Here is a 25,147-nt window from a genome sequence, read left to right on the forward strand (position 1 = left end):
TTTATACAGAGTGATATGCCAAAAAGAACCGACATAAAATCGATTTTATTACTGGGTGCAGGGCCGATTGTCATCGGCCAGGCTTGCGAGTTTGACTATTCCGGTACCCAGGCTTGTAAAGCCTTGCGGGAAGAGGGTTACCGGGTGATTCTGGTCAACTCCAATCCGGCGACGATCATGACCGACCCGGATATGGCCGACGCGATTTACATCGAGCCTATAGACTGGCAGACCGTCGAAAAAATCATCGAAAAAGAACGTCCCGACGCCATCCTGCCGACGATGGGCGGCCAGACCGCGCTCAACTGCGCGTTGGCGCTGGACAAACACGGCGTATTGGCGAAATACGGCGTGGAAATGATAGGCGCGACCAAAGAAGCGATTAATATGGCCGAGGATCGCGCGCTGTTCAATGAGGCGATGGCGCGCATTGGTTTGGAAGTGTCTAGAGCCAAAGTCGCACACAGCATGGAAGAAGCCTTTGCGGCGCAGGAAGAAGTGGGCTACCCAACTGTGATTCGTCCCTCCTTCACGATGGGTGGTAGCGGCGGCGGTATCGCCTATAACCGCGAAGAGTTCATCGAAATTTGCGAGCGCGGCCTGTATTTGTCGCCGACCAGCGAATTGTTGATCGAAGAATCGATTCTGGGCTGGAAAGAGTTTGAAATGGAAGTGGTGCGGGATTCCAAAGATAACTGCATCATCATTTGCTCGATCGAAAACTTCGATCCGATGGGGGTGCATACCGGCGATTCTATCACCGTCGCTCCGGCGCAAACTCTGACCGACAAGGAATATCAAATCCTGCGTAACGCTTCGTTGGCGGTATTGCGGGAAATCGGCGTGGATACCGGCGGTTCCAATGTGCAGTTTGCCATCAATCCCGACACTGGACGGCTGATCGTCATTGAGATGAACCCCAGGGTGTCGCGCTCATCGGCATTGGCCTCCAAGGCCACCGGCTTTCCGATTGCTAAAGTCGCGGCCAAATTGGCGGTGGGCTATACGTTGGATGAATTGCGCAACGAAATCACCGGCGGTGCGACACCGGCTTCATTTGAGCCGTCCATCGATTATGTGGTTACCAAAGTGCCGCGCTTTGCCTTTGAAAAATTCCCGCAAGCCAATGATAGGCTGACCACGCAAATGAAGTCGGTCGGCGAGGTGATGGCGATAGGCCGCACCTTCCAGGAATCTTTGCAAAAAGCTTTGCGTGGCTTGGAAGTCGGTGTCGATGGTCTGGATGAAATTGCCGATTTGAACGATGCTAATAGCGAAGACACCATTCTGAAAGAATTACGCTATCCCGGTCCGCAACGTCTTTGGTATTTGGCCGATGCGTTCCGTAGCGGCTTGAGTTTTGCGGACATTCATCAGGCGTCGAAAATAGATCCGTGGTTCTTGGCGCAGGTCGAGGATCTGATTAATACCGAAAAAACCTTGTCCACCAAAACCTTGGCAACTCTGGAGCCGGGCGAATTAATGCGGCTGAAGCGCAAAGGTTTTTCTGACAGACGTCTGGCCAAATTGCTGGAAACCAAGGAATCCGAAGTGCGCAGCGTCCGCCACAAAAAGGGCGTGCGTCCCGTTTACAAACGGATTGATTCTTGTGCGGCGGAGTTTGCCTCCGATACCGCTTATCTGTACTCGACTTACGAACAGGAATGCGAGGCCAATCCGTCCGACAAGGAAAAAATCATTATTCTCGGTGGTGGTCCGAACCGGATCGGTCAGGGTATCGAGTTTGATTATTGCTGCGTACATGCCGCGTTGGCGCTGCGCGAAGATGGTTACGAGACCATCATGGTCAACTGTAATCCGGAAACCGTGTCCACCGACTTCGATACGTCCGACCGTTTGTATTTCGAGCCTTTGACGCTGGAAGACGTACTGGAAATCATCGAGCTGGAAAAACCCAAGGGGGTCATCGTCCAATACGGCGGCCAAACACCGTTGAAACTGGCCCGGGCCTTGGAAGCGGCCGGTGCGCCGATCATTGGCACTTCGCCGGATTCGATAGACTTGGCGGAAGACCGCGAACGGTTCCAGAAATTGCTGGAGCGTTTGAATTTGCTGCAACCGCCCAATGCCACCGCGCGTTCGGTTGAACAAGCCGTGAATTCCGCGAAGGAAATTGGCTATCCGCTGGTAGTGCGTCCGTCGTATGTATTGGGCGGGCGGGCGATGGAGATCGTGTTCAACGAGGAAGGCTTGCGCCGCTATATGAAAGAAGCGGTCAGCGTTTCCAATGATTCGCCGGTATTGCTGGATAGATTTTTGGACGATGCCGTGGAAATGGATGTCGACGCGATTTACGACGGCGAAACCGTGTTGATCGGTGGTTTGATGGAGCATATCGAACAGGCTGGCGTGCATTCCGGCGACTCCGCGTGTTCTATTCCGCCTTACGATTTGCCGTTACCTATTCAAGACCAGTTGCGGGCGCAAGTCGCAAAAATGGCTGAAGCGTTGGGTGTGCGCGGTTTGATGAATACGCAGTTTGCGATTCAGGGGGAGACGGTTTATGTTTTAGAGGTGAATCCGCGCGCCTCGCGGACTGCGCCGTTTGTGTCCAAGGCTACCGGTTATCCGCTGGCGAAAATCGCCGCGCGGGTGATGGTGGGCAAATCCCTGAAAGAGCAGGGCATTACCGAAGAGCGTATTCCCGAGTATTTTTCGGTGAAAGAAGCTGTGTTCCCATTCATTAAGTTCCCTGGCGTCGATCCGTTGTTGGGACCGGAAATGAAGTCCACCGGTGAAGTGATGGGGGTCGGTAAGACTTTTGGGGAGGCATTCGCCAAGTCGCAACGTGCGTGCGGTGTGGATTTGAGCCACAGCGGCAAGGTCTTAATCAGTATTCGTGATGCCGATAAACCCAAGCTGCCCGAATTGGCGAATATGTTAATCGCGAAAAACTATGAAATCGTCGCAACCCGTGGTACGGCTAGAGTTTTGAAGGAAGCCGGCATTGCTTGCAAGGAAATTTTCAAAGTTAACGAGGGCCGGCCCAATACTGTAGATATGATCAAAAACGGCGAGGTGCAGTTGATCGTCAACACGACCGAAGGGGTCAAAGCGGTAGCCGATTCGTTTACGATGCGCCGTGAAGCGTTGCAGCGCAAGGTCACCTATTACACGACGATGGCTGGCGCGCGCGCTGCTTGCTATGCCTTGGGCGAGCTGGATGCCGGCGATGTCAATTGCTTGCAGGACTTGCATAAAACATTTTAACGGATGAATTTGAATTCAAAAGGGGAGCAGTAAATGCAAAAATTTCCACTGACAGTGGTCGGGGCCAATAAATTACGGGCCGAACTGGAAGAGCTTAAAACCGTGACCAGGCCGCGTATCATTCAGGCTATTTCCGAGGCGCGCGCGCACGGTGATTTAAAGGAAAATGCTGAGTACCACGCGGCGCGCGAACAGCAAAGTTTTGCCGAAGGCCGCATCGCTGAAATTGAAGGCAAATTATCCAACGCCAACATCATTGATGTCACAAAAACCGAAGCCAACGGCAAAGTGGTATTCGGTGCCACGGTGGAAATCGAAGATCTTGATTCCGGCAAGACGGTGACTTATCAAATCGTCGGCGAAGATGAAGCTAATATCAAGGAAGGCCGTATTTCCGTGGGATCGCCGATTGCCAGGGCATTAATTGGCAAGGAAGTGGAGGATGTCGTGACGGTAAAAGCGCCGGGCGGCGATATCGAGTACGAGATAATCTCGGTTCAATATATTTAAGCTGATTGGTTGATGGGGAGGAAACGCCTCCCCATTGGCGTTATTTTTTTGGGTTCAAGCGATAAATAACTGCAATTTGGCCAATCGATTGCACTAATTCGGCCTTGGTCTGCTCGCAGATTTGTTCTCTGATGGTTGCGCGTTCGTCTCTTTCGGCGCGAATTTTGATTTTAATCAGTTCGTGGGCGTTCAGCGCCACGTTAATTTCCTTGATAACTGCGTCGGTCAAGCCGGCCTGGCCGATAATCACCACGGGATTTAGTGGGTGAGCTAGGGCCTTCAGCTTTTTCTTTTGGATAGGATTCACTCTGTTTCCTTAAACTTTAAAAACCCGGCAATTTTACACGAATAGAAAATATGGCACGCAGCAAAAGTAGCCAGCAATGGATGCAGGAACATTTCCAAGACGAGTATGTCAAGAAAGCGCAGGCAATGGGTTATCGCTCTCGTGCCGTATTCAAACTGATAGAAATCCAAGAAAAAGACAAAATCATAAAACCTGGTATTAATATAGTCGACCTAGGCGCCGCACCGGGCGGGTGGTCGGAATATGTCAGCAAAATCGTCGGTAAAAAAAATAAGGTGATTGCGCTGGATTTGTTGGCTATCGATCCTATCGACGGCGTGGATTTTATTCAAGGCGACTTCCGGGAAGACGAAGTGCTTGAACAACTCTATAAAGTGCTTGATGGCGAACCGGTGCACTTGTTATTGTCGGACATGGCCCCCAATATGAGTGGTAGCCGGGAAATGGATCAGCCACGGGCCATTTACCTGGGCGAATTGGCCCTGGACGCCGCGCAACACATTTTGGCTAAGGGTGGCACCTTTTTGATCAAGATGTTTCAGGGCGCCGGATTTGATGAATACTATAATCAAGTGCGTCAGCAGTTCAGCAGTGTGGTGATTAGAAAGCCGAAAGCTTCACGGGCCAGAAGTAATGAAGTGTATATTTTGGCGAAAGGTTTTAAATAAAACTGCGAAAGTCGCCTTTCATAGGGCTATGATGGCGGTGGGATGCGAGTAGTCCTGATACAATTACTCGGTTTTTAAATTTTGAGGCCATTCCAGGCCGGAGCGCGTAACTTGAGCGATATGATTAAAAATTTAATTTTGTGGGTGGTCATCGCCGTAGTGTTGATGGCTGTATTCAACAGTTTCGGGTCGCGGGCGATTCGTAGCGACGCGACGTTTTCATACTCGCAATTGATCGACGCTGTGAAAGCTGGACAAGTTCAGCAGGTTGCGATCTCCGATAATACTGTGAAAGGCAAAATGGTCTCCGGCGATAAGTTCAAGACTTATATGCCTAACGATCCGCATTTGATCGACGATCTGTTGGCTAACGGTGTGGAAATATCCGTTCAGCCTCCCGAAGAACCTTCGATGCTGATGCAAATATTCGTGTCGTTCGGGCCGATTTTATTGCTGATTGCCGTCTGGGTATTCTTCATGCGCCAAATGCAAGGTGGCGGGGTCGGTGGTCGCGGCGGTGCGATGGGCTTTGGTAAAAGCAAGGCACGGATGCTGGATCAGGATCAAAACAAGGTCACATTCGCTGATGTAGCCGGTTGCGATGAAGCCAAGGAAGAGGTCGAGGAAATGGTCGACTTCCTTAAAGACCCGGCAAAATACCAAAAATTAGGTGGTAAAGTGCCGCGAGGTGCTTTGATGGTTGGCCCTCCGGGTACCGGTAAAACTTTGTTGGCCAGAGCGATTGCCGGCGAAGCTAAAGTGCCGTTCTTCACTATTTCCGGTTCGGACTTCGTGGAAATGTTCGTCGGTGTCGGTGCCTCCAGGGTGCGTGACATGTTTGAACAAGCCAAAAAGCACGCACCTTGCATTATCTTCATTGATGAGATCGATGCGGTTGGTCGTTCACGTGGTGCCGGCTTAGGCGGCGGTAATGACGAGCGCGAACAAACCTTGAACCAATTGCTGGTCGAAATGGACGGTTTCGAAGGTCACGAAGGTATTATCGTTATCGCCGCAACCAACCGTTCCGATGTGCTGGATAAAGCCTTGTTGCGTCCAGGCCGTTTCGACCGTCAAGTGGTGGTCGGATTGCCTGACGTCAGAGGCCGCGAACAAATTCTTAACGTGCACCTGAAAAAAGTGCCTGCGGCGGACGATGTCAAAATCAAATATATCGCCCAAGGTACGCCAGGATTTTCCGGTGCTGACTTAGCCAACTTGGTTAACGAAGCGGCCTTGTTCGCCGCGCGCTACAACAAGCGTTTAGTCAGCATGGTGGACTTGGAAAAAGCCAAGGATAAACTGATCATGGGGGCGGAAAGACGTTCCATGGTGATGGACGAGAAAGAAAAGAAAATGACTGCGTATCACGAAGCCGGTCACGCTATCGTCGGCCGCTTGGTGCCTGAGCACGATCCTGTTTACAAAGTCAGCATCATGCCGCGTGGCCGTGCGTTGGGTGTAACCATGTTCTTGCCTGAGCGCGATCAATATAGCGCTAGCAAACGTAAACTCGATAGCATGATTTCCAGCTTGTACGGTGGCCGGATTGCCGAGGAATTGATTTTTGGCTGGGAACAAGTGTCCACCGGTGCTTCCAACGACATCGAACGTGCCACCGAGCTGGCCAGAAACATGGTGACCAAATGGGGTTTGTCGCAACGTCTTGGTCCTTTGGCGTACAGCGAAGAAGAAGGCGAAATTTTCTTGGGCCGCTCAGTCACCCAGCATAAATCGGTTGCGGAAGAGACTTCACACACCATTGATGAAGAAATCCGGTCTATCATTGATAGAAATTACGAAAGAGCGGAAACGATTCTGAAAGAAAACGAAGATATTCTGCATGCAATGGCAGATGCCTTGATGAAGTACGAAACCATCGATAAATATCAGATCGATGATTTAATGGAAAGAAAACCGGTGAGAGAGCCGAAAGGTTGGGAGGACGATACGCCGTCTTCCAGTGGTGGCATCAAAAATGATCATTGGGATCAAAAAGATACCGACCCATCAATCGGAGGCGCAGCCGAGCAAGGCTGATGCTGTAACGGCAAAAGCGAGAGAGGCTCCGGCCTCTCTTTTTTTTGGGATTTAGTTAAGAGAATTTGAGTATGGCAAAAAAATATTTTGGCACTGACGGTATCCGCGGCAAAGTCGGTGAGTACCCCATTACTGCCGACTTCATGCTAAAACTGGGCTGGGCGACAGGCAGAGTCTTTGCCAAGGAAGGCAGTGGTTTCGTGTTGGTGGGCAAGGACACGCGCATTTCCGGCTATATGTTCGAATCAGCGTTGGAAGCTGGGTTGTCGGCGGCGGGTGTGGATACCCGTTTATTGGGGCCTATGCCCACGCCTGGTATTGCCTACTTGACTCGTACTTTGAGAGCAAAAGCCGGCATTGTCATCAGTGCTTCTCACAATCCGTACTATGACAACGGTATCAAGTTTTTCTCGGTGGATGGCGCCAAATTGCCGGATGACGTGGAGCACCAGATCGAACAGTATCTGGATGCGCCGATGACTACGGTGGAATCGGCAAAACTGGGTAAAGCCAAACGGGTCAGCGATGCGGCCGGGCGTTATATTGAGTTTTGCAAGGCAACGGTACCGCCGCATTTGGATTTTAAAGGCATGCGGATTGTTATCGATTGTGCCAACGGTGCGACCTATCACATCGCACCGCATGTTTTTAGCGAAGTGGGAGCCGAAGTTGTCACCATCGGCGCCGACCCGGATGGTTTGAACATTAACGACGAATGCGGTGCTACCAAGCCGGAAAATCTGGCTGCCAAAGTGCTGGAATTCCGCGCCGATCTGGGAATAGCGCTGGATGGCGACGGCGACCGGATTATCATGGTCGATCACAAAGGTGAAATTGTCGATGGCGACGAGTTGATTTACATCATTGCTAAATCGCGCTTGGAAGAAGGCAAATTGTTCGGGCCCGTGATTGGTACACTGATGTCAAACCTTGGCATGGAGCATGCGCTGAAAGCCGTCGGCGTGCCTCTGCTGCGCGCCAAAGTAGGCGACCGCTATGTGATGGAAATGTTATCTGAGCACAAAGGTATGCTCGGTGGCGAAGGCTCCGGACATATTATCTGTCTGGATAAAACCACCACGGGCGACGGTATTGTTTCCGCCTTGCAAGTGTTGGCGGAAATGCAACGTACTGGCAAAAGCCTGAATGAGCTTAAATCCGGTATGAGCAAATACCCGCAAGTGCTGATTAACGTCAAAACCGATAAAAAAGTCAAAATCGAAGAGATCGACAGCATCAAAAAAGCCGTGGACGCAGTAGAGAAAAAACTGGGTGAACGAGGTAGAGTGTTGCTGCGATCCTCCGGCACCGAGCCATTGATCCGAGTGATGGTGGAAGGTGTAGATCAAGACGAGGTGGTCAAGTTTGCCAACCAACTGGCCGCCGATGTCAAGAAAGCTATTCCGGCTTGAACTAAAAGGCTTAACTCGATATTATATGCGGTCTTATTTAGCTCGGAGGATGTAATGCGTCGGTCTTTGATTATGGGTAACTGGAAAATGAACGGCTCTCGGGAAGATGGGCAAAAACTTGCTCAAGCTTTAGCTGACGGTCTTGGTAATGTTCAGCAAGAAGTAGCGGTTTGTGTTCCATTCGTCTATTTGTCAGATATTCGTAGCGTATTGGCGGCATCCCCCATCGCATTGGGCGCGCAAAATGTTGCCGACCAAGCATCCGGTGCTTATACCGGCGAAGTATCAGCAGCAATGCTGAGCGAAGTCGGCTGCAAATATGCATTGGTTGGTCACTCCGAGCGTCGCAGCTACTACGGCGACACCAACGAGTCGGTTGCCAGACGTTTTTGCCAAGCCTTGAGCAAAGGTGTCGTCCCGGTACTTTGCGTGGGCGAAACACTGGAAGAGCGTGAACAAGACAGAACCTTCCGAGTTGTTGACGAGCAACTGGACGCCGTGATTGCCGCCGCAGGCATCGAAGCGTTCGAAACCGCCGTGATTGCTTACGAACCTGTTTGGGCTATCGGCACCGGTAAAGTGGCGACCGACGAGCAAGCGCAAGAAGTACACAAGTACATTCGCCAACGGATTGCCGATAGAAATCCGGTAATCGCGGAAAAAGTACAAATTTTATACGGCGGAAGCGTCAAGCCAGATAACGCAAAAGGCTTGTTTGCGATGCCTGACATTGATGGTGGTTTGGTGGGTGGCGCATCGCTGGATGCAAAAGGCTTCCTGCAGATTTGCCATTCGGTTTAGTCTCATCCGATTAAGGTCTTTATGTTGTACCAAATTATAATAATTATTCACATCTTCCTGGGTATAGGCATCGTTGGCTTGGTCCTGATGCAACAAGGAAAAGGCGCGGATGCCGGCGCGACTTTTGGCGGCGGCGCATCCGGTTCGGTATTCGGCGCGCAAGGTTCTGCCTCATTTTTGTCCAGAACCACCGCTATTTTCGCCACCTTGTTTTTTATTACCAGCTTAGGCCTGGCCGTGTTAAGTGGCTATCAAGGTAAAAAAACCGACGTCATATTGGATTCGACACCTGCTGCTGAACCCGTTAAGTCTGATGTACCATTAACGCAAGGCATGCCGGCAGACGGCAGCTTGCCGATCCAGGATGCGACTTTGCCTGCAGCGCCGGCTATCAAAGAAGTCGAAAAGCCAGCGGCAAAATAAGTTAGCAACAATTAAAGCCGACGTGGTGAAATTGGTAGACACGCCATCTTGAGGGGGTGGTGACGCAAGTCGTGGCGGTTCAAGTCCGCCCGTCGGTACCATTTGAAGATGCACGCAAGTGCAAAGAAGTGCAAAAACCCGCGAATCTTCTGGGCTCGCGGGTTTTTTATTGTCCAGCGACATACAACTAAAAATATTACTTTTTTGCTACCGAGCCTATAGTGCCTGAAAAAAGGTAACAAAATGACGGTTAAGGAATAAGCCAATCAAGGAAGTCAAATCATCTGAAATATTGGCAGTGCTAAAGCCGATGTTGATAAACGGCAGCTTGAAACGGCCCACCGGTTCCACGCTGAAATCAGTTCGATCTTTGCTTATGCGATTGTCCACAACTTTACCGACTACGACCCGGCGCAATCCGTCGCCAAACAGATGCCTGCGCAAAGGGTTGAACACCGAGCTGCAATCATCGACCCAAAACTTGTAGCGCAATTGCTCAGGGATATAAGCAACTATCAGGGAACCTTTGTTGTGCAATCGGCATTCAGGCTTTCGCCTCTAATGTTTCAACGGCCCGGCGAAATCCGACAAATGCTTTGGGCTGATGTTGACCTAGTGGCGCGGGAATGGCGGCCCTATGTGTCTAAAACAGACTTTCATCATATCGTGCCGCTATCAAACCAAGCTATTGACATACTGGAAGCCGTCCAACCGCTCACGGGTGGCGGCCAGTATGTCTTTCCGTCAAGTCGGGGCGATGGACGGCGAATGTCGGATAACACTATCAGAACAGCACATAAATCGTTAGGTTATGATTCAGACGTAATGACAGCACACGGCTTCAGAACCACGGCATCAACCCTGCTAAATGAACAAGGTTGGTCACCCGATGCTATTGAACGACAATTGGCTCACGCTCCACGTGACCAGGTAAGGGCCCCCTATAATCGAGCGCAATACCTCGAAGAGCGGCGGCGGATGATGCAGAGCTGGGCTGATTACCTCGATGGCTTGAAGGCCGGCACTCAAGTAATACTGTTCAGAAAACAAGGGTAAGACTTAGCGCATCGCCTGCCGCGCGGCTTGAGCCAAGAACCCGGAACGGGTAGCGCCATGAGCTTTGGCGTATTCGTCAATACGAGTCAGCAACAGCTTAGGCAATGTAATATTGATCTTCTCGGCGGGGCCTAAATACCGTTCTACCGGCACTTCTACGATAGACCACACCCATCCGGCAAATTCTGGGTTTGCTTGGTGTTCCGCTAGCGTTTTGCCGGGTGGAATCATTGCACCATCTTCGATAACTGTTTCGCACCATAGATCAATGGCTTCTTTCGCGTTTTCGAATGCCTCGTCCAGGGTGTCGCCTGCCGAAAAGCAACCCGGCAAATCGGGCACCACTACGCCAAAAGCATGATCCTCATCACCTGGTTCTATCGCAACAAAAAATCTCATACCTTCAACTCCGCTTGTTTTAACAGCTTGTTTACCAACCCTTTGCCTAAATCGCGCTTTGGATGCGGCACCGTCAAATGCCCCGGCTTAACCGGGTGAACAAAGATGTGATGACTACCTTTAACGCTACGCAGCGTCCACCCATCATCTTCAAGTAGCTTGATTAGTTGCCTGCTATTCATGGTGTGTATTATAACCACCATGGGGTGGCTGACAAGTCGGCGCTCCCTTTGGTATTGGAATCTTCTTGGGATGTAATGAATCACTAATCATCGATTTCTAAGTCACTCGATTTCAAAGGGCCGCCGGATTACATGGCGGGCTGTAAGTCATCGCATATTGACTCAAGAAACGGATCAAACGTATCGATATCGTGCAGCACATTGAAATCATCTTCCAATTTGCGGCCACCAAGACTTTCTGCCGGGTTTTCACAAAGGCCATACTACACAGCGAGCTTTTTAGCAGTGGATAATGCTCTAATCGCACCTCGCAGTTGCTCTAAAGCCCATAATTCGTGAAAGCGTGAATTTAGAATGCCGAAGTTAGAGTCGTCCAAGCGAGCGATGAAGGCAATTGCGTGGCTTGGCAAAACCGTTGATTGTTTCCATGTGAATAGCCTATGCTTTGCCACTGCCTCTAGCGCGCAGCCACACACAGCACGTCGTAGGGATTTTAAGATAATATTCAGCGCTTCAGACTCAGCCAAACTTGAGGTTGCAGTTTTAGGTACAGGGATGTTTTCATCAGCGGCGAGTCAGGACTTATTCAAGGTTTACAAGGATTTTTCCCGGAAATGAATAACAAAAAAAACCTCAGCGAACGTGACATCTGCACCAAATTTATCACGCCGGCCCTAACGGCCGCCGGCTGGGATTTGCTCAGCCAGATTCGGGAAGAAGTCGCTTTCACCAAAGGCCGCATTATCGTGCGCGGCAAACTGCATACGCGCGGTGAACAAAAACGCGCGGATTACATCCTCTACCATCAAGCGAATATGCCGCTGGCCGTCATCGAGGCCAAGGTCAACAGCCTCAGCGTGGGTGCCGGTATGCAGCAAGCGCTAAGTTATGCCGAAACTCTCAGCGTGCCATTCGTATTCAGTTCCAATGGCGACGGCTTTCTGATGCATGATCGCACCGGACTGTCCGACAAGACCGAGCAATGGCTGGCGCTGGACGCCTTCCCGTCACCGGCCGAACTATGGCAGCGTTATTGCCGATGGAAAGGCTTGGAGACAGACGCCGCTCGTCACACTTTAGAAATGCCGTACTACGATGACGGCACCGGCCGCGCGCCGCGTTATTATCAAGCCAATGCCATCAACCGCACGGTGGAAGCGGTAGCCAAACAACAGCAGCGCATCTTGCTGGTGATGGCGACCGGCACCGGCAAAACCTACACCGCATTCCAGATCATCTGGCGCTTATGGAAATCCGGCGCGAAAAAACGCATCCTGTTTTTAGCCGACCGTAATATCTTGGTGGATCAAACCAAAAACAACGACTTCAAACCGTTTGCCGCGGCGATGACCAAAATCAGCAAGCGGCAGGTCGATAAAAGTTACGAGATTTACCTGTCTCTATATCAAGCCGTCACCGGCAGCGAAGAAGAGCAAAATATCTACAAACAATTCTCTCCCGACTTTTTCGATTTGATTGTCATCGACGAATGCCATCGGGGTAGCGCAGCAGAAGACTCGGCCTGGCGCGACATTCTGGCCTATTTTTCCTCCGCTACCCATATCGGCTTAACCGCCACGCCCAAAGAAACCAAAGACGTATCCAGTATTGTTTACTTCGGCGAACCGGTCTATACCTACAGCCTTAAACAAGGTATTGAAGATGGCTTTTTAGCGCCCTACAAAGTGGTGCGCATCGACATCGACAAAGACCTGCAAGGTTGGCGACCCAGCAAAGGTCAAACCGACAAAAATGGCCAACTGATAGAAGATCGGGTGTATAACCAGATCGATATGGATCGCATCCTGGTACTGGAAAAACGCACTGAACTGGTCGCCAAGAAAATCACCGAATTTCTGACTGCCACCGATCCTTACGCCAAAACCATCGTGTTTTGCGATGACATCGACCACGCCGAACGCATGCGCCAAGCCTTGGTTAACCTGAACCCGGAGCGGGTCAAGGAAAGCCGCAAATACGTCATGCGCATTACCGGCGATGAACTCGAAGGCAAGGCCGAACTGGATAACTTCATCAACCCCGAACAGCGTTACCCGGTCATCGCCACCACCTCCAAACTGATGACGACCGGCGTGGATGCGCAAACCTGCAAACTGGTGGTGCTGGATCAACATATTAAATCGATGACCGAGTTCAAGCAGATCATCGGTCGCGGCACCCGCATCAACGAGGATTACGACAAATATTGGTTCACCATCATGGACTTCAAAAAAGCCACCGAGCTATTTGCCGACCAGGATTTCGATGGCGAGCCAGTGATGATTTACGCGCCCGAAGGCGAAGCATCCCCCGTGCCGCCTGACGACAATCCCGGCGCTGAAACCGATCATCCCGATTCAGAAACTACCGGAAATACCGGCGATGCCACTGCAGACGAGGGCGACGACGAACCACACCGTCGAGTAAAATACGTGCTCGGCGATGTCAGCGTCTATGTGATTGCCGAACGGGTGCAGTATTACGGCCCGGAAGGCAAACTGATCACAGAATCGCTCAAGGATTACACGCGCTCCACCGTGCGCAAGGATTATGCTTCGCTCGATGACTTCCTGCGCCGCTGGACTAAAGCCGAACGCAAAGCCGCCATCTTGCAAGAACTGGAGCAACACGGCCTGTTGCTGGAGCCGCTGGCTGATGAAGTGGGTAAGGATTTCGATGCCTTCGATCTGATCTGCCACGTCGCCTTTGACCAACCGCCGCTTACTCGTCGCGAGCGCGCCGAGCAAGTCAAAAAGCGCAACTACTTTGCCAAATACGGCGAGCAGGCCCGTCAGGTACTGGAAACCCTGCTGGAAAAATACGCCGACACCGGCATAGAAAACATTGAAGACATCAAAATCCTCACCCTGGACCCATTCAAAAACATGGGTACCGCCACTGAACTGGTCTCGGCCTTTGGCGGCAAGCCCGCCTACCTGGCCGCGCTGCAAGAATTAGAAGCCCATCTGTATGCGTAAACGCCGGTTTTTATAATTTTTGTAGTCGATTCGCGTGGGCAGGAAAACTTGTCCACCCACCCTTAGAATATCCCTCTTAACAGACATGATAAGCCCCCATTTATGAGCATTTCCGCCACCATTAAATCCATCCAAGACATCATGCGCAAAGATGTGGGTGTCGATGGCGACGCCCAGCGCCTCAGTCAATTGGTGTGGATGTTGTTTTTAAAAATCTTTGACGACCGCGAAACCGAATGGGAGATATTGCAAGACAACTATCAATCGCCGCTGCCGGAACCCTATCGCTGGCGTAACTGGGCGGCTAACGCCGAAGGCATGACCGGCGATGCGCTGAAATCGTTCCTGGATAACGAGCTGTTTCCCTCCTTGCAGCAACTGCCGGCCAAGGGCGGCGACCAGCGCGCCTACGTCATCCGTTCAGTGTTTGAAGACGCCTACAACTACATGAAATCCGGCCAGTTGATCCGGCAAGTCATCAACAAAATTCAGGAAGGCGTCGATTTCAACAAAGCCCAGGAACGGCATTTGTTCGGCGATATGTACGAGCAATTGCTGCGCGATTTACAGTCCGCGGGCAATGCCGGCGAATTTTACACCCCGCGCGCAGTCACCGAATTCATGGTGCGCATGGTCAACCCGCGCCTGGGTGAAAAAGTCATGGACCCGGCCTGCGGCACCGGCGGGTTTCTGTCCTGCGCCATCGAACACATCCGCAAACAGGATGTAAAAACCGTCGATGACGAAGCCCAACTGCAAGCCAGCATCTTTGGTATCGAGAAAAAGCCGCTGCCGCATTTGCTTTGCACCACCAACATGATCCTGCACGGCATGGATGTCCCCAGCAATATCCGCCACGACAACACCCTGGCTAGGCCATTAATCAGCTGGACGCCCAAAGACCGTGTCGATGTCATCGTCACCAACCCGCCGTTTGGCGGCATGGAAGAAGACGGTATCGAAACCAATTTTCCGGCCAGCTTCCGCACTCGCGAAACCGCCGACCTGTTTTTAGTGCTGATCATGCAACTGCTTAAAGCCGGTGGCCGCGCCGCACTGGTATTGCCGGACGGATTTCTGTTTGGCGAAGGTATCAAAACCCGCATCAAGGAAAAACTGCTGGCAGAATGCAACCTGCACACCATCGTCCGCCTGCCCAACGGCGTATTTGCCCCCTACACCGGCATTAAGACCAATTTGCTGTTTTTCAGCAAAGGGGCGCCCACCCAACAGATCTGGTTTTACGAACACCCCTATCCGCCCGGCGTCAAAAGCTACAACAAAACCAAGCCGATGAAGATCGAAGAGTTTGCGGCGGAGGCCGCCTGGTGGGGCAGTGAAGCGGATGGTTTCAGTCAGCGCGTGGAAAACCCGCAAGCCTGGCAAGTCAGCCTGGCAGACATCCAGGCCCGCAACTACAACCTGGATTGCAAAAACCCGCATGTCGGCGAGCAGGAAATCCACGACCCCGAACAACTGCTGGCCCAATACCAAACCATGCAAGCCGACATTGCCGCCTTGCGCGGGCAATTGAAAAATATACTGGCACAAGCGTTAGCGGACAGGAGGGCATGATGAATACACCGGTGAATATTCAGCCTTTATTTGATCAAGTCCGGCAGGTCATCGACCACGCCCATCAACAACTACGCCATACTGTCAACGATCTCATGGTGCAAAGTTATTGGCACATCGGTCGCTTGATTATCGACGACGAACAAGGCGGTGCGCACCGTGCGGAATATGGCAAGCAAACGCTAAAACAATTATCGGAGAAACTCAGCGCCGAATACGGCAAGGGGTTTTCACCGCAAAATCTTTGGAATTTCCGTCAGTTTTATCTTGAATTCCCAATTCTCTCCACGGCATGGAGAGAATGACAACCCGAATTGCAACGCGACCGGGCTATATTGGAAAATGCCGGTATGCATACTGCCGCATTTACAGGAAAGCGAGATTAGCCATGCCGATCATTAGTCGATTTCTGGGGGTCGTCATCTCCATGTTCTGGAATGACCATGCTCCACCGCACTTTCACGCCAAATATGGCGATTACGAAATTACCGTCAACATTCATACTGGCGTAGTAGAAGGCCAATTCCCACGCCGCGCTTTGCGCCACGTATTGGATTGGTATGAATTGCATCAGGCGGAATTGTTGGAAGACTGGGAGCTATGCCGCAAATCGCAATTACCTAAACCCATAGAACCCTTGGAGTAACGCCATGTTCCTGCATATTAATGAAGCTAAATATCTCGACGAATACAAGGTCGCTGTCACGTTCAATGACGGCAAATCCGGCGTGGCCGATCTCTCCTCTGCGCTCACTGCTGGCGTATTTAAGGTGCTGCAAGACAAAACCGAGTTTGCCAAACTCAGAGTGGATGAAGAACTGGACACCATTAGCTGGCCGAATGGCTTAGATCTGGCTCCGGAATTCGTTTACTTCCAGGCCTTTAAGGATGACCCTCACCTTCAACTGCAATTCAAAGCATGGGGCTATGCAGGCTGATTTGCGGATATTTAAAGGTATGAGCGCCATTCAGCAACTGTTGACCGAACACCTGGATCTCTGGACCGCTGCCGACACCGTTAAAAAGTCAGGCCGGGGCCGTGGGGCCGGCACGGCGGCCAGTGTCTATGGCATCAAGAAACTGCGCGAGCTGATTTTGGAACTGGCCGTGCGCGGCAAACTGGTGCCGCAAGATGCTAACGACGAGCCGGCCAGTGAATTGCTGAAACGGATAAAGGCGGAAAAGGCCAAGTTGATTGCGGAAGGCAAGATCAAGAACAGCAAATCCCCCCTAACCCCCCTTTTGCAAAGAGGGGGATCAAATTCAACGGCAGTCACAGCAACGACATCAACGTCAACTTCAAATCCTCCCCCCTTTGCAAAAGGGGGGCCGGGGGGGATTTCTGATGAACAGCAGCCGTTTGAATTGCCGCAAGGGTGGGAGTGGGTGAGGCTTGGTGAAGTTTGTTCTTACATTCAACGCGGCAAAGGTCCTGTTTATACCGGTAAATCTGACTATTCGGTTATATCCCAAAAATGCGTTAGGTGGACTGGGCTTGATCTTTCCCAAGCACGATTTATCGATTCAGACTCGATACATAAATACGAAGCTATAAGGATGCTTTGCGAGGGAGATGTTTTATGGAATTCCACCGGAACAGGCACTATCGGGCGCGCATGTGTTATCCCTGAGTTGGAACATAAGCAAATTCTCGTTGCAGATTCTCATGTGACGGTAATCAGACCGATCTCCTTTTTGAGTGTTTTTTTATGGCGATGGATTCAAAGTCCTTCCGTCCAGTCCAAGATAGAAAGTGCCGCCTCGGGAACGACCAATCAAATTGAATTAAATACCTCTACAGTTATTTCACATCCATTTCCATTGCCACCCGTCGCCGAACAACACCGCATCGTCGCCAAAGTCGATGAGTTGATGGCGCTGTGTGACCAACTGGAAAGCCAGCACAATAACGCCGCTGAAGCCCACGAAAAACTGGTCAGCCATTTGCTCGGCACGCTCACGCAATCGCAAAAAACAGCTTCCCCCCTTTGTAAAAGGGGGGCTGGGGGGGATTTAGACTGGCAACGCATCGCCGCGCATTTCGACACCTTGTTCACCACCGAAGCGAGCATCGAAGCCCTCAAGCAAACCCTGCTGCAACTGGCGGTAATGGGCAAGCTGGTGCCGCAAGACCCAAACGATGAACCGGCCAGCGAATTACTCAAGCGCATCCAGGCTGAAAAAACTAAATTGATTGCGGAAGGGAGGATCAAAAAAGATAAACCGCTGCCACCAATAACCGAGGATGAAAAGCCGTTTGAATTACCGACGGGGTGGGAATGGCTGAGGTTTATTGATTATGCTACAGATATAGCCACTGGACCATTTGGTTCGATGATTCATCAGTCAGACTATGTTCAGGGTGGTGTACCGTTGATAAATCCATCGCACATGATTGACGATAAAATTATTGCGGATGAAATGATTACGGTTTCAAGGATGATGGCAAAAACCCTGGATCCCTACGCAATTTACGATGGCGATATTGTTATGGCGCGTAGAGGGGAAGTTGGTCGAATTGCACTAGTGACAAAAAATGAAAATGGATGGCTATGTGGTACAGGTAGTTTTGTTCTTAGATTTTGTTCCGAAGTTTGTCGAGATTACTTAAAGATACTTTTTCGATGCGATTATGTTCGCGTTTACCTTGCTGGAGAAGCTGTTGGAACAACCATGGTGAACTTGAATCATGGCATTCTGAAAAAAATGCCAATTGGCTTGCCTCCCATTATGGAACAACACCGCATAGTCGCCAAAGTCGAAGAACTAATGGCCCTCTGCGACCAGCTAAAATCCCGCCTCGCCGCCGCCAATCAATTACAGCAAAAGCTGGCGGATGGAATGGTTGAGCGGGCCATCATGTCGTGATGTATTGCTCAACGCCTGAATAGAAAGCCGCCTTCAATCATTTTTCCGAGCGTTTATACCCATGGGCCGTCGCTATATCGTCCGCTGAGCGGGTCTGTGCTGGGCGCAGCCGATGTGGCCGGTGTACAAGACACTCGGTGCGGTTCATGAACCATGCCGTATTCCCCAACAAAACCTAAAGGCGCGTCATTGCTGATGCTGTGGATTATTGCGTCCGGCTGCCGGTAATTTGCCACAGATGTAAGGGCGGGCGGCTTGTAAAGTGCTTATGCCGGCAAACAGCAAGGGTTGGCGACCCGACCGATCAATGGTCGCCGCCGGTCAGATTGCAATAGGCATTGCTTTTTGGCTCCGGCCGGCAAACGGAGGCGCTGGCCAAGAGCATCAGCGATTTGAATGGGTGTGCCCAAAACGGCAGGCGGATGAACGCTTCGTTTAGACACGGATCGGTTCAAGTCGCGGTTTGGAACCACCTTTTAGCGGTGGGAATTTATTGATATTTCAAAGGAGCCAGTCAAATGAACACGCAAGTAACGCAAAATTTTAGGGTTCTGAATACAGAAGAACTGCAACAGGTAGCCGGCGGTTGGTGCGGAACGCCTTATCCCGGTTTCTGGAAAGGGCCAAAACCCGGTCCGCTGCCCGACTTGTTTAGTGGCGCGGTCAGCAAGCTCTCCACGGTCAGTTTAAACCCGCAGCCGTTGCCACCCGCTGAAATCGGCTTTTTCGTGCAGTAAGCGCTTAAGCTTAGAAGAGCCGGCCTAGTGCCGGCTTTTTTACGTGGCGGCAAGTAAATAAAGGCTGAGTTAGTTTCCTAGAGAAAAAGCCCATGCCGCCAACAACTTGCTTGCTAACGGCATGGCAGGTAGGAGAGGAGTGCAGTGCAGGACGATTTAAACGCTGGCTTGTTTGCGTTTACCCAAGCCCATGACGCCCAGGATGCCGCTTAGAAACAGCCAGGTGGCAGCGGGCAGCGGTACGGCGGCAACGCCGGATACCGAGAAGGCTTGGTTAAACGTGGTGCCGCCGACGATGTCGGTGCCGATTCTCAGCCAGTCAGGGTCCAGGTTGCCGTCGCGTATCCAGGATTGCAAATCCGGCGTGAACGGGCCGCTGCCACCGACGATGGGTTTGGCGGCAGACAACCAGAGGAAATTCCCGTTTTTCAATTCCACCTGCGGCACGAAAAAGTAATGGTCGGCCGCCAAGGAGATGGCGTCGTTAAAATTAATGTCAAATCTTACTTCCTGCCCGGAAACAGCGCCTTCGCCGCCGGTGGTTTGGTTGGGCAGCGGATGAATGCCGTTGATTACCGAGTTGCCGGCCAAGGCGTTGCTGTTTAGCAAGGTGACGCTGTAGCTCAAGGAGTTGTCAGCCGATTCGCGGCCCAAAAACGCCACATCCGAAGGTGAGTTGACGCGGGTAGGCACGCGGCCGGAGGGCGGGTTTACGGAATCCTTACCAAATACCCGGTAGATTTCCACATTCACATTGGCGATGTCACTCAGCGTGGCGCCGTTGGCGAGCAAACCGGTGAACGTGGCCTGATTTAATTGGGTGTGTTGCGTCAGTACGAAGTCGTCGGCTGATTCTATTTCCCGGCTGGTGCCGCCGGCTTGCGCGCCGGTGGCGATTCGGTAATCCGGACCGCCGGTGCTGAACGAGAAGGCTGCGGCGTCGGCGTTGGCGGCGAACAAGGTGGAAACGGCCAAAAAGGGGATTAATTTGCTTTGCATGTCGGTACTCCTAAAAGGGTTAAAGTGCTGAGAATTGGTCTCGGATAAAGAAACTGCTGGCAGCTTCTGTCTCTAACAATGCGAGTAGCGTGCCAAGAAAGTTTTTTATAAATATATGTTTAAAATCATTTAGTTAGGATTTGGTTTTTCCTTGTTTGTGCCGGCGGGTGGGTGCGACGAAAGTTGCAGCAAAGGTGCTGGAAAGCGCTGCGATGCCGGTCATTAAGCGGCGGAGGGCGGTTAACAGAGTGGCTTATTCAGCAACTTTTGTCTCAGGGGGGTAACGGAAAGCTTAAATGTAGCGTGATAATCAAAGAAAAGGCCGTTGATCCAGTACGAAATTTAGCCTTACCCTGATTTCAATCGAGGATAGAATGAAGACCGGATTCGTAAACCACGCTTTGACACACGTAAACATGACGCAGAAAAGTATGGCTGGGCTTTTTTTAGCGGTTGGCATGGGGATGGCCTTAACGATGGCCGCGCGGGCGCAAACCCCGGAACCGCTGGCGCCATTGCCGCTCACAGTGGCTTTGGATGCCCCGCGCGTGGTGTTGGGCCAACGCTTATTTCACGATCCCAAACTTTCCGACCAAGGCCAGCGCTCTTGCGCCAGTTGTCATCCGCTGGACAGCGGCGGCATGGACGGCAAAGTCCGCGCCGCAGCGGCGGACGGGGTGTCGCGGCTGCGCAATACCCCCAGTTTGTTCAATGTCTCGTTCAACTACTTTTTTAATTGGGATGGGGTTGTCACCACGCTGGAAGCTCACACCGAAAAAGTCATGCTGAATCCGAAAATCATGAACGCCAAATGGCCGGAGTTGATCGAGCGTTTGCGCGCGGTGCCGGATTATGTCGATGCGTTTAGCCGAATCTACCCGGACGGATTGACCAAAGCCAATGTGGTAGACGCCTTGAGCCATTTCGAACGCAGTTTGATCACGCCCAATGCCCGCTTCGACCGCTTTCTGCGCGGTGAAACCACGGCGCTTGACGCTGACGAACAGGAAGGCTTTCATTTGTTCAAGGCCTTGGGCTGCGTGGCCTGCCATCAGGGCGTCAATATCGGCGGCAATCTATTTCAGAAGTTCGGCGTATTCGGCGCACCGCAAGGGCCGCAAGAGCCGGTGGACGAGGGCCGCTACAGCGTGACCGGCAACGACAGAGACCGCGGCGTGTTTCGGGTGCCAAGCTTGCGTAATGTCGCTGTGACCGCGCCCTATTTTCACAACGGCCGCGCCGCCACCCTGGAAGCGGCGGTGGATACGATGGCCGAGCATCAATTGGGCAAGCGGCTGGCGGCGAAGCAGCGCGATGCTATCGTCAAATTTCTAAAGACATTGACCGGGGAATACGCCGGGAAGGCTTTGGTCGCCAGCCAAGCAGCCAAGCCATGACCGCGATTTCCTGGCGGCCCAGGCTGATCGTCGCCGGTCTGTTGCTGGCCTTGACCTATCTCTGGCTACAAAGCGCCAGTCCGGAACTGGAGCGGCGTAACCGCCTGCAAAGCACGTTGCGTATCATCGAATTGCGCGATGCGGAACTGATGCGCGATATTTTGCTGGCCCGCGCCGGCCTGCTGGCTAACTACGATGCCCTCACCAAAGCTGGCCAGGAACTTTTGCGTTTGACGCAGAGTTTGCAAACCGAATTGCAACCGGCGAATGCTGAAGCGGAGAGGCTCATGGGTACATTGGCTGATCAGCTAACGGCAACAGTGCAGGAACGCTTGGGGCAGATCGAATACTTAAAATCCGATAACGCCTTGCTGCGTAATTCGGTGATGTCCTTCGACGAAATCGGTAAAACTTTGCGCGCTGCCGCGAAGCCGGGTGATGCCGCCAAGCTGGGCAATTTATGGCGCTTGATGTTTAGTTTCATGGACAGCCCGCAGCCGGAATTGGCCGCGGAAATAAAGCAGGAGCTTGACCGGCTGGCCGGATTGGCCGCGCAGTCGGATGACTATCGGGTGCTGATCGCCCACGGCCGGTTGATTATCGAGGTGTCGCCCAAAGTGGATTCGCTATTGCGGCAGATCATCGCCCAGCCCATCGTCAGCCGAGTCGATGATTTGCAACAAGCCCTGCGCCAGTACAGCGGCAGCGTGGAGCAACAAGCCGAAGCCTATCGTTTGGCGTTGTATTTAGTCGCCGTCGTCCTGTTGGCGTATTTGCTGTATCAATTTGTCCTGCTCAGGGCGAATACGCTGGCGTTACGAAAGGCCCACGCCAATTTGCAACAAGAAACCAACGAGCGCTTGCAAGCCGAATCCTGGTTGCGGGAAAGCGAAGCCCGGCTGCGCGCCATTACCGACTCGGCGCATGAAGCGATTGTCTCCGTGGACATGCAAGGCAATATCGTGTCCTGGAACCAAGGCGCGCAACTGATGTTTGGCTTTCCGGCAGACCAAATTCTCGGTCAGCCATTTCAGCAGTTGTTGGCAAACCCGCAGCCGGACTTTTTTGCACAAATCCAGGAAACACAAGGCGCAAATCGACTTAGTAGCCCAATGCGGGAATTGAAAGCGTTAAGGCAGAACAACAGTGGGTTTCCGGTCGAATTGTCGCTATCTAGTTGGACGCGCGGTGCCGAGCGCTATTTCACTGCGATCATCCGCGACATTAGTGCCCGTAAACATTTGGAAGATGTTGCCCGCCAGCAAGAATTGCAACTGATTCAAGCCAACAAAATGACGGCCTTGGGTACTTTGGTGTCCGGCGTCGCGCATGAAATCAATAACCCCAATCAACTGATTCTGTTTAATTCCGGCTTACTTGCCGACATTTGGAGCGATGCGCTGGAGGTGTTGGAAGAGCATTATCAAGCGGCCGGCGAGTTTTCCTTGGGCGGTTTGCCTTACAGCGAAATGCGTAGTAGTGCGGCGGTGTTGATCCGCGATGTCAGGGATGGCGCCAAACGCATCGAACGCATCGTCGCGGAACTGAAAAATTATGCCCGCCCGCCCAGCAGCGAGGCTCCGGTATCTTTTGCTATTAACGACGTGGTGGAGCGGGCGCTGGCTTTACTGAAGCATTTAATCGAACAAAAAACCCGGCATTTCAAAACCGATTTGGCCGAGGGCTTGCCTGAACTGCGCGGCAATCCGCAGCAGGTGGAACAGGTGCTAGTCAATCTGTTGATCAACGCCCTGGAAGCACTTCCGGACCCGGAGAAATCCGTCAGCGTTACCACCAAGCTGCTGAATGACGGCCGGCAGTTGAGTGTGGAAGTTCGAGACGAAGGTGTCGGTATCGCCGCAGAACATATCGAGCAACTCTGCGACCCATTCTTTACCACGAAACAGGCTAATGGCGGCACCGGCTTGGGTTTGGCGATCAGCGCTTCATTGCTGCGCGCCCAAGGCGGCAGCTTAAGTTTTTCATCCGAGCCGGGGCAAGGCACCTGTGCGCGGGTTATTTTTCAGGTTAATCCGGGGCCGGCGATGGCAGACAATCATGCAATGTAAAGACCTGGGCAACCTGCCTATTTTGTTGGTGGACGACGAAGCGCAATTGCTGCACAGCGCCAGTTTGGTGTTGCGTAGTGCCGGTTTTACCGAGGTGCTGACGCTGGACGACAGCCGAGCGGTATTGCCGTTGCTGGCGAGCCGGCCCATCGGCGTAATCGTGCTGGATTTGACCATGCCGCATCTGTCCGGCAAAGCCTTATTGGAGCAGATCGCCGCGGAGTATCCGGAAATTCCGCTGATCATGATGACCGCCACTAACGATTTGCAGATTGCGGTGGAGTGCATGCGCAGCGGCGCCAGCGATTATTTACTCAAGCCGGTCGAGCAAAACTGTCTGGTGGCGGCGGTAAGGCGGGCGGTGGAAAGCCGGGTGTTGCGCGCGGAATTTTTGTCGCTGAAAGAGCGGATGCTAACCAACAGCCCGCACGAACCCAGCGCATTCGCCGAGATCGTCACGCAAAGCCCTGCCATGTTTGCCATCTTCCGCTATATCGAAGCCATCGCCGCTTCCCCGCAGCCGGTGTTGATTACCGGCGAAACCGGGGCGGGCAAGGAGCTGATTGCCCGCGCCTTGCATCGGCTGTCCGGGCGCGCGGGTGATTTGGTGGCAGTCAACGTCGCCGGCCTGGACGACACGCTGTTTTCCGATACGCTGTTCGGCCACGCCAAGGGCTCGTTCACCGGCGCCGAACGGGCCCGCGACGGATTGCTGGCCAGCACTGGCGAGGGAACGCTGTTTCTGGATGAAATCGGCGACCTCAGCATCGCTTCGCAGGTCAAGCTATTGCGTTTATTGCAGGATGGTTCGTTTTATCCGATAGGTGCGGATCGGCCCCGGCAGAGCAGGGCGCGCATCATTGTGGCGACCCATTGCGATGTCAGACGGCAAGTCGAACTCGGCAGTTTTCGCAAGGATTTATATTTTCGCTTGCGGACCCATCATATCCAACTGCCGCCGCTCCGCGAACGCCGGGAAGACCTGCCGCAACTGACGCTGCATTTTGTGGAGAAAGCCGCCGACAGCCTGGGCAAGCCCGCGCCCAGCGTGCCGCCGGCATTGTTTCAGTGGTTGCATAATTACCCGTTCCCCGGCAATATCCGCGAGCTCGAAGGCATGGCCTTCGATGCGGTCGCCCGTAGCCAGGGCGGGGTACTGTCCTTGCAGAGTTTCAAGGAGGCCATTGCCGAGCAAATGCCGATGCCCGGCGATGCTAGTGTCATGGACGGGATGTCTGCCTCGTCCGGCAGTTTTCCGGAGCGCTTGCCGACTCTGAAGGAAGCCGAAGAGTCGCTGATTGCCGAAGCTTTACAACGCGCCCAAGGCAATCAAGGGGTCGCCGCCGGTTTGCTGGGTATTAGCCGGCAAGCACTCAACAAGCGGCTGATTCGCCGCGACGCGGAAAGCTTGTGAGCCGGTAGCTTTTTTGTTCGGGCGGTATAGATGCCGCCAGACGCCATCGAATTTAATACAACAACGCCAAGGAGAGCCAAG

Annotated in this window: 23 protein-coding genes and 1 tRNA gene; 19 read left to right on the forward strand and 5 right to left on the reverse strand. The window is 52.5% G+C overall.

Annotated elements, in window-relative coordinates:
* Positions 1-15 precede the first annotated feature (15 nt).
* Together carB and greA are read left to right on the forward strand one after the other, a co-directional pair.
* A complete protein-coding gene (gene carB, locus CWO84_RS20215; RefSeq protein ID WP_101054795.1) occupies positions 16-3,231 on the forward strand; it encodes a carbamoyl-phosphate synthase large subunit in 3,216 nt (1,071 codons plus the stop codon).
* Positions 3,232-3,264: 33 nt separating this feature from the next.
* On the forward strand, positions 3,265-3,741 hold the full coding sequence (gene greA / locus CWO84_RS20220; protein ID WP_033155618.1) for a transcription elongation factor GreA: 477 nt from the start codon (positions 3,265-3,267) through the stop codon (positions 3,739-3,741).
* 40 nt (positions 3,742-3,781) lie between these two features.
* On the opposite strand, the gene yhbY is transcribed toward greA, so the two are convergent.
* The gene (gene yhbY, locus CWO84_RS20225; RefSeq protein WP_033155617.1) at positions 3,782-4,048 is read right to left on the reverse strand and encodes a ribosome assembly RNA-binding protein YhbY; all 267 of its coding nucleotides are present in this window, start codon (positions 4,046-4,048) and stop codon (positions 3,782-3,784) included.
* Positions 4,049-4,098: 50 nt separating this feature from the next.
* Here yhbY and rlmE point away from each other — a divergent pair, with 50 nt between their 5' ends.
* The 6 genes from rlmE (at position 4,099) to CWO84_RS20255 (ending at position 9,493) form a co-directional block, all read left to right on the forward strand.
* Positions 4,099-4,716, forward strand: coding sequence for a 23S rRNA (uridine(2552)-2'-O)-methyltransferase RlmE (rlmE, locus tag CWO84_RS20230; protein WP_020485127.1), 618 nt, complete (start codon positions 4,099-4,101; stop codon positions 4,714-4,716).
* A 120-nt stretch (positions 4,717-4,836) separates the two neighbouring features.
* A complete protein-coding gene (ftsH, locus tag CWO84_RS20235) occupies positions 4,837-6,756 on the forward strand; it encodes an ATP-dependent zinc metalloprotease FtsH (RefSeq protein WP_192393468.1) in 1,920 nt (639 codons plus the stop codon).
* A gap of 71 nt (positions 6,757-6,827) precedes the next feature.
* Positions 6,828-8,168: a phosphoglucosamine mutase gene (glmM, locus tag CWO84_RS20240; protein ID WP_033155614.1), complete on the forward strand. Its 1,341-nt coding sequence runs from the start codon at positions 6,828-6,830 to the stop codon at positions 8,166-8,168.
* 54 nt (positions 8,169-8,222) lie between these two features.
* On the forward strand, positions 8,223-8,969 hold the full coding sequence (gene tpiA, locus CWO84_RS20245; protein WP_033155613.1) for a triose-phosphate isomerase: 747 nt from the start codon (positions 8,223-8,225) through the stop codon (positions 8,967-8,969).
* A gap of 21 nt (positions 8,970-8,990) precedes the next feature.
* On the forward strand, positions 8,991-9,392 hold the full coding sequence (secG, locus tag CWO84_RS20250) for a preprotein translocase subunit SecG (RefSeq protein ID WP_171696150.1): 402 nt from the start codon (positions 8,991-8,993) through the stop codon (positions 9,390-9,392).
* Between the two features lie 16 nt (positions 9,393-9,408).
* Positions 9,409-9,493, forward strand: a tRNA-Leu gene (locus CWO84_RS20255).
* A 115-nt stretch (positions 9,494-9,608) separates the two neighbouring features.
* On the opposite strand, the gene CWO84_RS25060 is transcribed toward CWO84_RS20255, so the two are convergent.
* Positions 9,609-9,929 carry a hypothetical protein gene (locus CWO84_RS25060; RefSeq protein ID WP_240618115.1) on the reverse strand — a complete coding sequence of 107 codons (321 nt, stop codon included), beginning with the start codon at positions 9,927-9,929 and terminating at the stop codon, positions 9,609-9,611.
* A 54-nt stretch (positions 9,930-9,983) separates the two neighbouring features.
* Between CWO84_RS25060 and CWO84_RS25065 the strand changes: the two genes are divergently transcribed.
* On the forward strand, positions 9,984-10,448 hold the full coding sequence (locus CWO84_RS25065; RefSeq protein WP_051669679.1) for a site-specific integrase: 465 nt from the start codon (positions 9,984-9,986) through the stop codon (positions 10,446-10,448).
* 3 nt (positions 10,449-10,451) lie between these two features.
* Here the strand turns inward: CWO84_RS25065 and CWO84_RS20265 are convergent, their stop codons facing one another.
* Both CWO84_RS20265 and CWO84_RS20270 read right to left on the reverse strand, forming a co-directional pair.
* Positions 10,452-10,847, reverse strand: coding sequence for a type II toxin-antitoxin system HicB family antitoxin (locus tag CWO84_RS20265; RefSeq protein ID WP_033155605.1), 396 nt, complete (start codon positions 10,845-10,847; stop codon positions 10,452-10,454).
* Positions 10,844-11,050, reverse strand: a complete 207-nt coding sequence (locus CWO84_RS20270; protein WP_346426973.1) for a type II toxin-antitoxin system HicA family toxin — start codon at positions 11,048-11,050, stop codon at positions 10,844-10,846. Before CWO84_RS20270 ends, CWO84_RS20265 begins: the two co-directional genes overlap by 4 nt.
* A 593-nt stretch (positions 11,051-11,643) precedes the next feature.
* Between CWO84_RS20270 and CWO84_RS20280 the strand changes: the two genes are divergently transcribed.
* The 7 genes from CWO84_RS20280 to CWO84_RS20310 all read left to right on the forward strand — a co-directional run bounded on the left by CWO84_RS20280 (position 11,644) and on the right by CWO84_RS20310 (position 19,187).
* Positions 11,644-14,007, forward strand: coding sequence for a DEAD/DEAH box helicase family protein (locus tag CWO84_RS20280; RefSeq protein WP_101054801.1), 2,364 nt, complete (start codon positions 11,644-11,646; stop codon positions 14,005-14,007).
* Positions 14,008-14,109: 102 nt separating this feature from the next.
* Complete coding sequence (locus tag CWO84_RS20285; protein WP_101054804.1) at positions 14,110-15,582, forward strand: class I SAM-dependent DNA methyltransferase; 1,473 nt, start codon at positions 14,110-14,112, stop codon at positions 15,580-15,582.
* The gene (locus CWO84_RS20290; protein WP_033155601.1) at positions 15,582-15,887 is read left to right on the forward strand and encodes a DUF1016 N-terminal domain-containing protein; all 306 of its coding nucleotides are present in this window, start codon (positions 15,582-15,584) and stop codon (positions 15,885-15,887) included. Before CWO84_RS20285 ends, CWO84_RS20290 begins: the two co-directional genes overlap by 1 nt.
* An 83-nt stretch (positions 15,888-15,970) precedes the next feature.
* Positions 15,971-16,228 (forward strand): DUF4160 domain-containing protein, encoded by a 258-nt coding sequence (locus tag CWO84_RS20295; protein ID WP_033155600.1) that lies wholly within the window; start codon positions 15,971-15,973, stop codon positions 16,226-16,228.
* Between the two features lie 4 nt (positions 16,229-16,232).
* Complete coding sequence (locus CWO84_RS20300; protein WP_033155599.1) at positions 16,233-16,520, forward strand: DUF2442 domain-containing protein; 288 nt, start codon at positions 16,233-16,235, stop codon at positions 16,518-16,520.
* Entirely contained in the window at positions 16,510-18,450 is a 1,941-nt protein-coding gene (locus tag CWO84_RS20305; RefSeq protein WP_240618104.1) for a restriction endonuclease subunit S, read from the forward strand. Before CWO84_RS20300 ends, CWO84_RS20305 begins: the two co-directional genes overlap by 11 nt.
* Before the next feature lie 518 nt (positions 18,451-18,968).
* Positions 18,969-19,187 (forward strand): bacteriocin, encoded by a 219-nt coding sequence (locus CWO84_RS20310; protein ID WP_101054807.1) that lies wholly within the window; start codon positions 18,969-18,971, stop codon positions 19,185-19,187.
* A 156-nt stretch (positions 19,188-19,343) separates the two neighbouring features.
* Here CWO84_RS20310 and CWO84_RS20315 read toward each other — a convergent pair whose 3' ends face one another.
* The gene (locus tag CWO84_RS20315) at positions 19,344-20,186 is read right to left on the reverse strand and encodes a PEP-CTERM sorting domain-containing protein (protein WP_101054810.1); all 843 of its coding nucleotides are present in this window, start codon (positions 20,184-20,186) and stop codon (positions 19,344-19,346) included.
* Between the two features lie 374 nt (positions 20,187-20,560).
* On the opposite strand from CWO84_RS20315, the gene CWO84_RS20320 reads away from it, so the two are divergent.
* Genes CWO84_RS20320 through CWO84_RS20330 form a run of 3 tightly spaced genes read left to right on the forward strand, consistent with a single transcriptional unit; the run spans position 20,561 to position 25,066 of the window.
* Positions 20,561-21,583 (forward strand): cytochrome c peroxidase, encoded by a 1,023-nt coding sequence (locus CWO84_RS20320; RefSeq protein WP_240618105.1) that lies wholly within the window; start codon positions 20,561-20,563, stop codon positions 21,581-21,583.
* Positions 21,580-23,652, forward strand: coding sequence for a DAHL domain-containing protein (locus tag CWO84_RS20325; protein ID WP_101054813.1), 2,073 nt, complete (start codon positions 21,580-21,582; stop codon positions 23,650-23,652). Before CWO84_RS20320 ends, CWO84_RS20325 begins: the two co-directional genes overlap by 4 nt.
* Positions 23,642-25,066, forward strand: a complete 1,425-nt coding sequence (locus tag CWO84_RS20330) for a sigma-54 dependent transcriptional regulator (RefSeq protein WP_101054816.1) — start codon at positions 23,642-23,644, stop codon at positions 25,064-25,066. Before CWO84_RS20325 ends, CWO84_RS20330 begins: the two co-directional genes overlap by 11 nt.
* The last annotated feature ends 81 nt before the right edge of the window (positions 25,067-25,147 follow it).

Origin of the sequence: Methylomonas sp. Kb3 (assembly GCF_002834115.1) — a bacterium.
GTDB classification, from domain to species: domain Bacteria; phylum Pseudomonadota; class Gammaproteobacteria; order Methylococcales; family Methylomonadaceae; genus Methylomonas; species Methylomonas defluvii.

Excerpts from the sequence above, each read along its gene's own strand:
- carB (WP_101054795.1), top strand. The coding sequence starts at position 16 with ATGCCAAAAAGAACCGACATAAAATCGATTTTATTACTGGGTGCAGGG.
- greA (WP_033155618.1), top strand. The coding sequence starts at position 3,265 with ATGCAAAAATTTCCACTGACAGTGGTCGGGGCCAATAAATTACGGGCC.
- rlmE (WP_020485127.1), top strand. The coding sequence starts at position 4,099 with ATGGCACGCAGCAAAAGTAGCCAGCAATGGATGCAGGAACATTTCCAA.
- ftsH (WP_192393468.1), top strand. The coding sequence starts at position 4,837 with ATGATTAAAAATTTAATTTTGTGGGTGGTCATCGCCGTAGTGTTGATG.
- glmM (WP_033155614.1), top strand. The coding sequence starts at position 6,828 with ATGGCAAAAAAATATTTTGGCACTGACGGTATCCGCGGCAAAGTCGGT.
- tpiA (WP_033155613.1), top strand. The coding sequence starts at position 8,223 with ATGCGTCGGTCTTTGATTATGGGTAACTGGAAAATGAACGGCTCTCGG.
- secG (WP_171696150.1), top strand. The coding sequence starts at position 8,991 with ATGTTGTACCAAATTATAATAATTATTCACATCTTCCTGGGTATAGGC.
- CWO84_RS25065 (WP_051669679.1), top strand. The coding sequence starts at position 9,984 with ATGCTTTGGGCTGATGTTGACCTAGTGGCGCGGGAATGGCGGCCCTAT.
- CWO84_RS20265 (WP_033155605.1), bottom strand. The coding sequence starts at position 10,847 with ATGAGATTTTTTGTTGCGATAGAACCAGGTGATGAGGATCATGCTTTT.
- CWO84_RS20270 (WP_346426973.1), bottom strand. The coding sequence starts at position 11,050 with ATGGTGGTTATAATACACACCATGAATAGCAGGCAACTAATCAAGCTA.
- CWO84_RS20280 (WP_101054801.1), top strand. The coding sequence starts at position 11,644 with ATGAATAACAAAAAAAACCTCAGCGAACGTGACATCTGCACCAAATTT.
- CWO84_RS20285 (WP_101054804.1), top strand. The coding sequence starts at position 14,110 with ATGAGCATTTCCGCCACCATTAAATCCATCCAAGACATCATGCGCAAA.
- CWO84_RS20290 (WP_033155601.1), top strand. The coding sequence starts at position 15,582 with ATGAATACACCGGTGAATATTCAGCCTTTATTTGATCAAGTCCGGCAG.
- CWO84_RS20295 (WP_033155600.1), top strand. The coding sequence starts at position 15,971 with ATGCCGATCATTAGTCGATTTCTGGGGGTCGTCATCTCCATGTTCTGG.
- CWO84_RS20300 (WP_033155599.1), top strand. The coding sequence starts at position 16,233 with ATGTTCCTGCATATTAATGAAGCTAAATATCTCGACGAATACAAGGTC.
- CWO84_RS20305 (WP_240618104.1), top strand. The coding sequence starts at position 16,510 with ATGCAGGCTGATTTGCGGATATTTAAAGGTATGAGCGCCATTCAGCAA.
- CWO84_RS20310 (WP_101054807.1), top strand. The coding sequence starts at position 18,969 with ATGAACACGCAAGTAACGCAAAATTTTAGGGTTCTGAATACAGAAGAA.
- CWO84_RS20315 (WP_101054810.1), bottom strand. The coding sequence starts at position 20,186 with ATGCAAAGCAAATTAATCCCCTTTTTGGCCGTTTCCACCTTGTTCGCC.
- CWO84_RS20320 (WP_240618105.1), top strand. The coding sequence starts at position 20,561 with ATGAAGACCGGATTCGTAAACCACGCTTTGACACACGTAAACATGACG.
- CWO84_RS20325 (WP_101054813.1), top strand. The coding sequence starts at position 21,580 with ATGACCGCGATTTCCTGGCGGCCCAGGCTGATCGTCGCCGGTCTGTTG.
- CWO84_RS20330 (WP_101054816.1), top strand. The coding sequence starts at position 23,642 with ATGCAATGTAAAGACCTGGGCAACCTGCCTATTTTGTTGGTGGACGAC.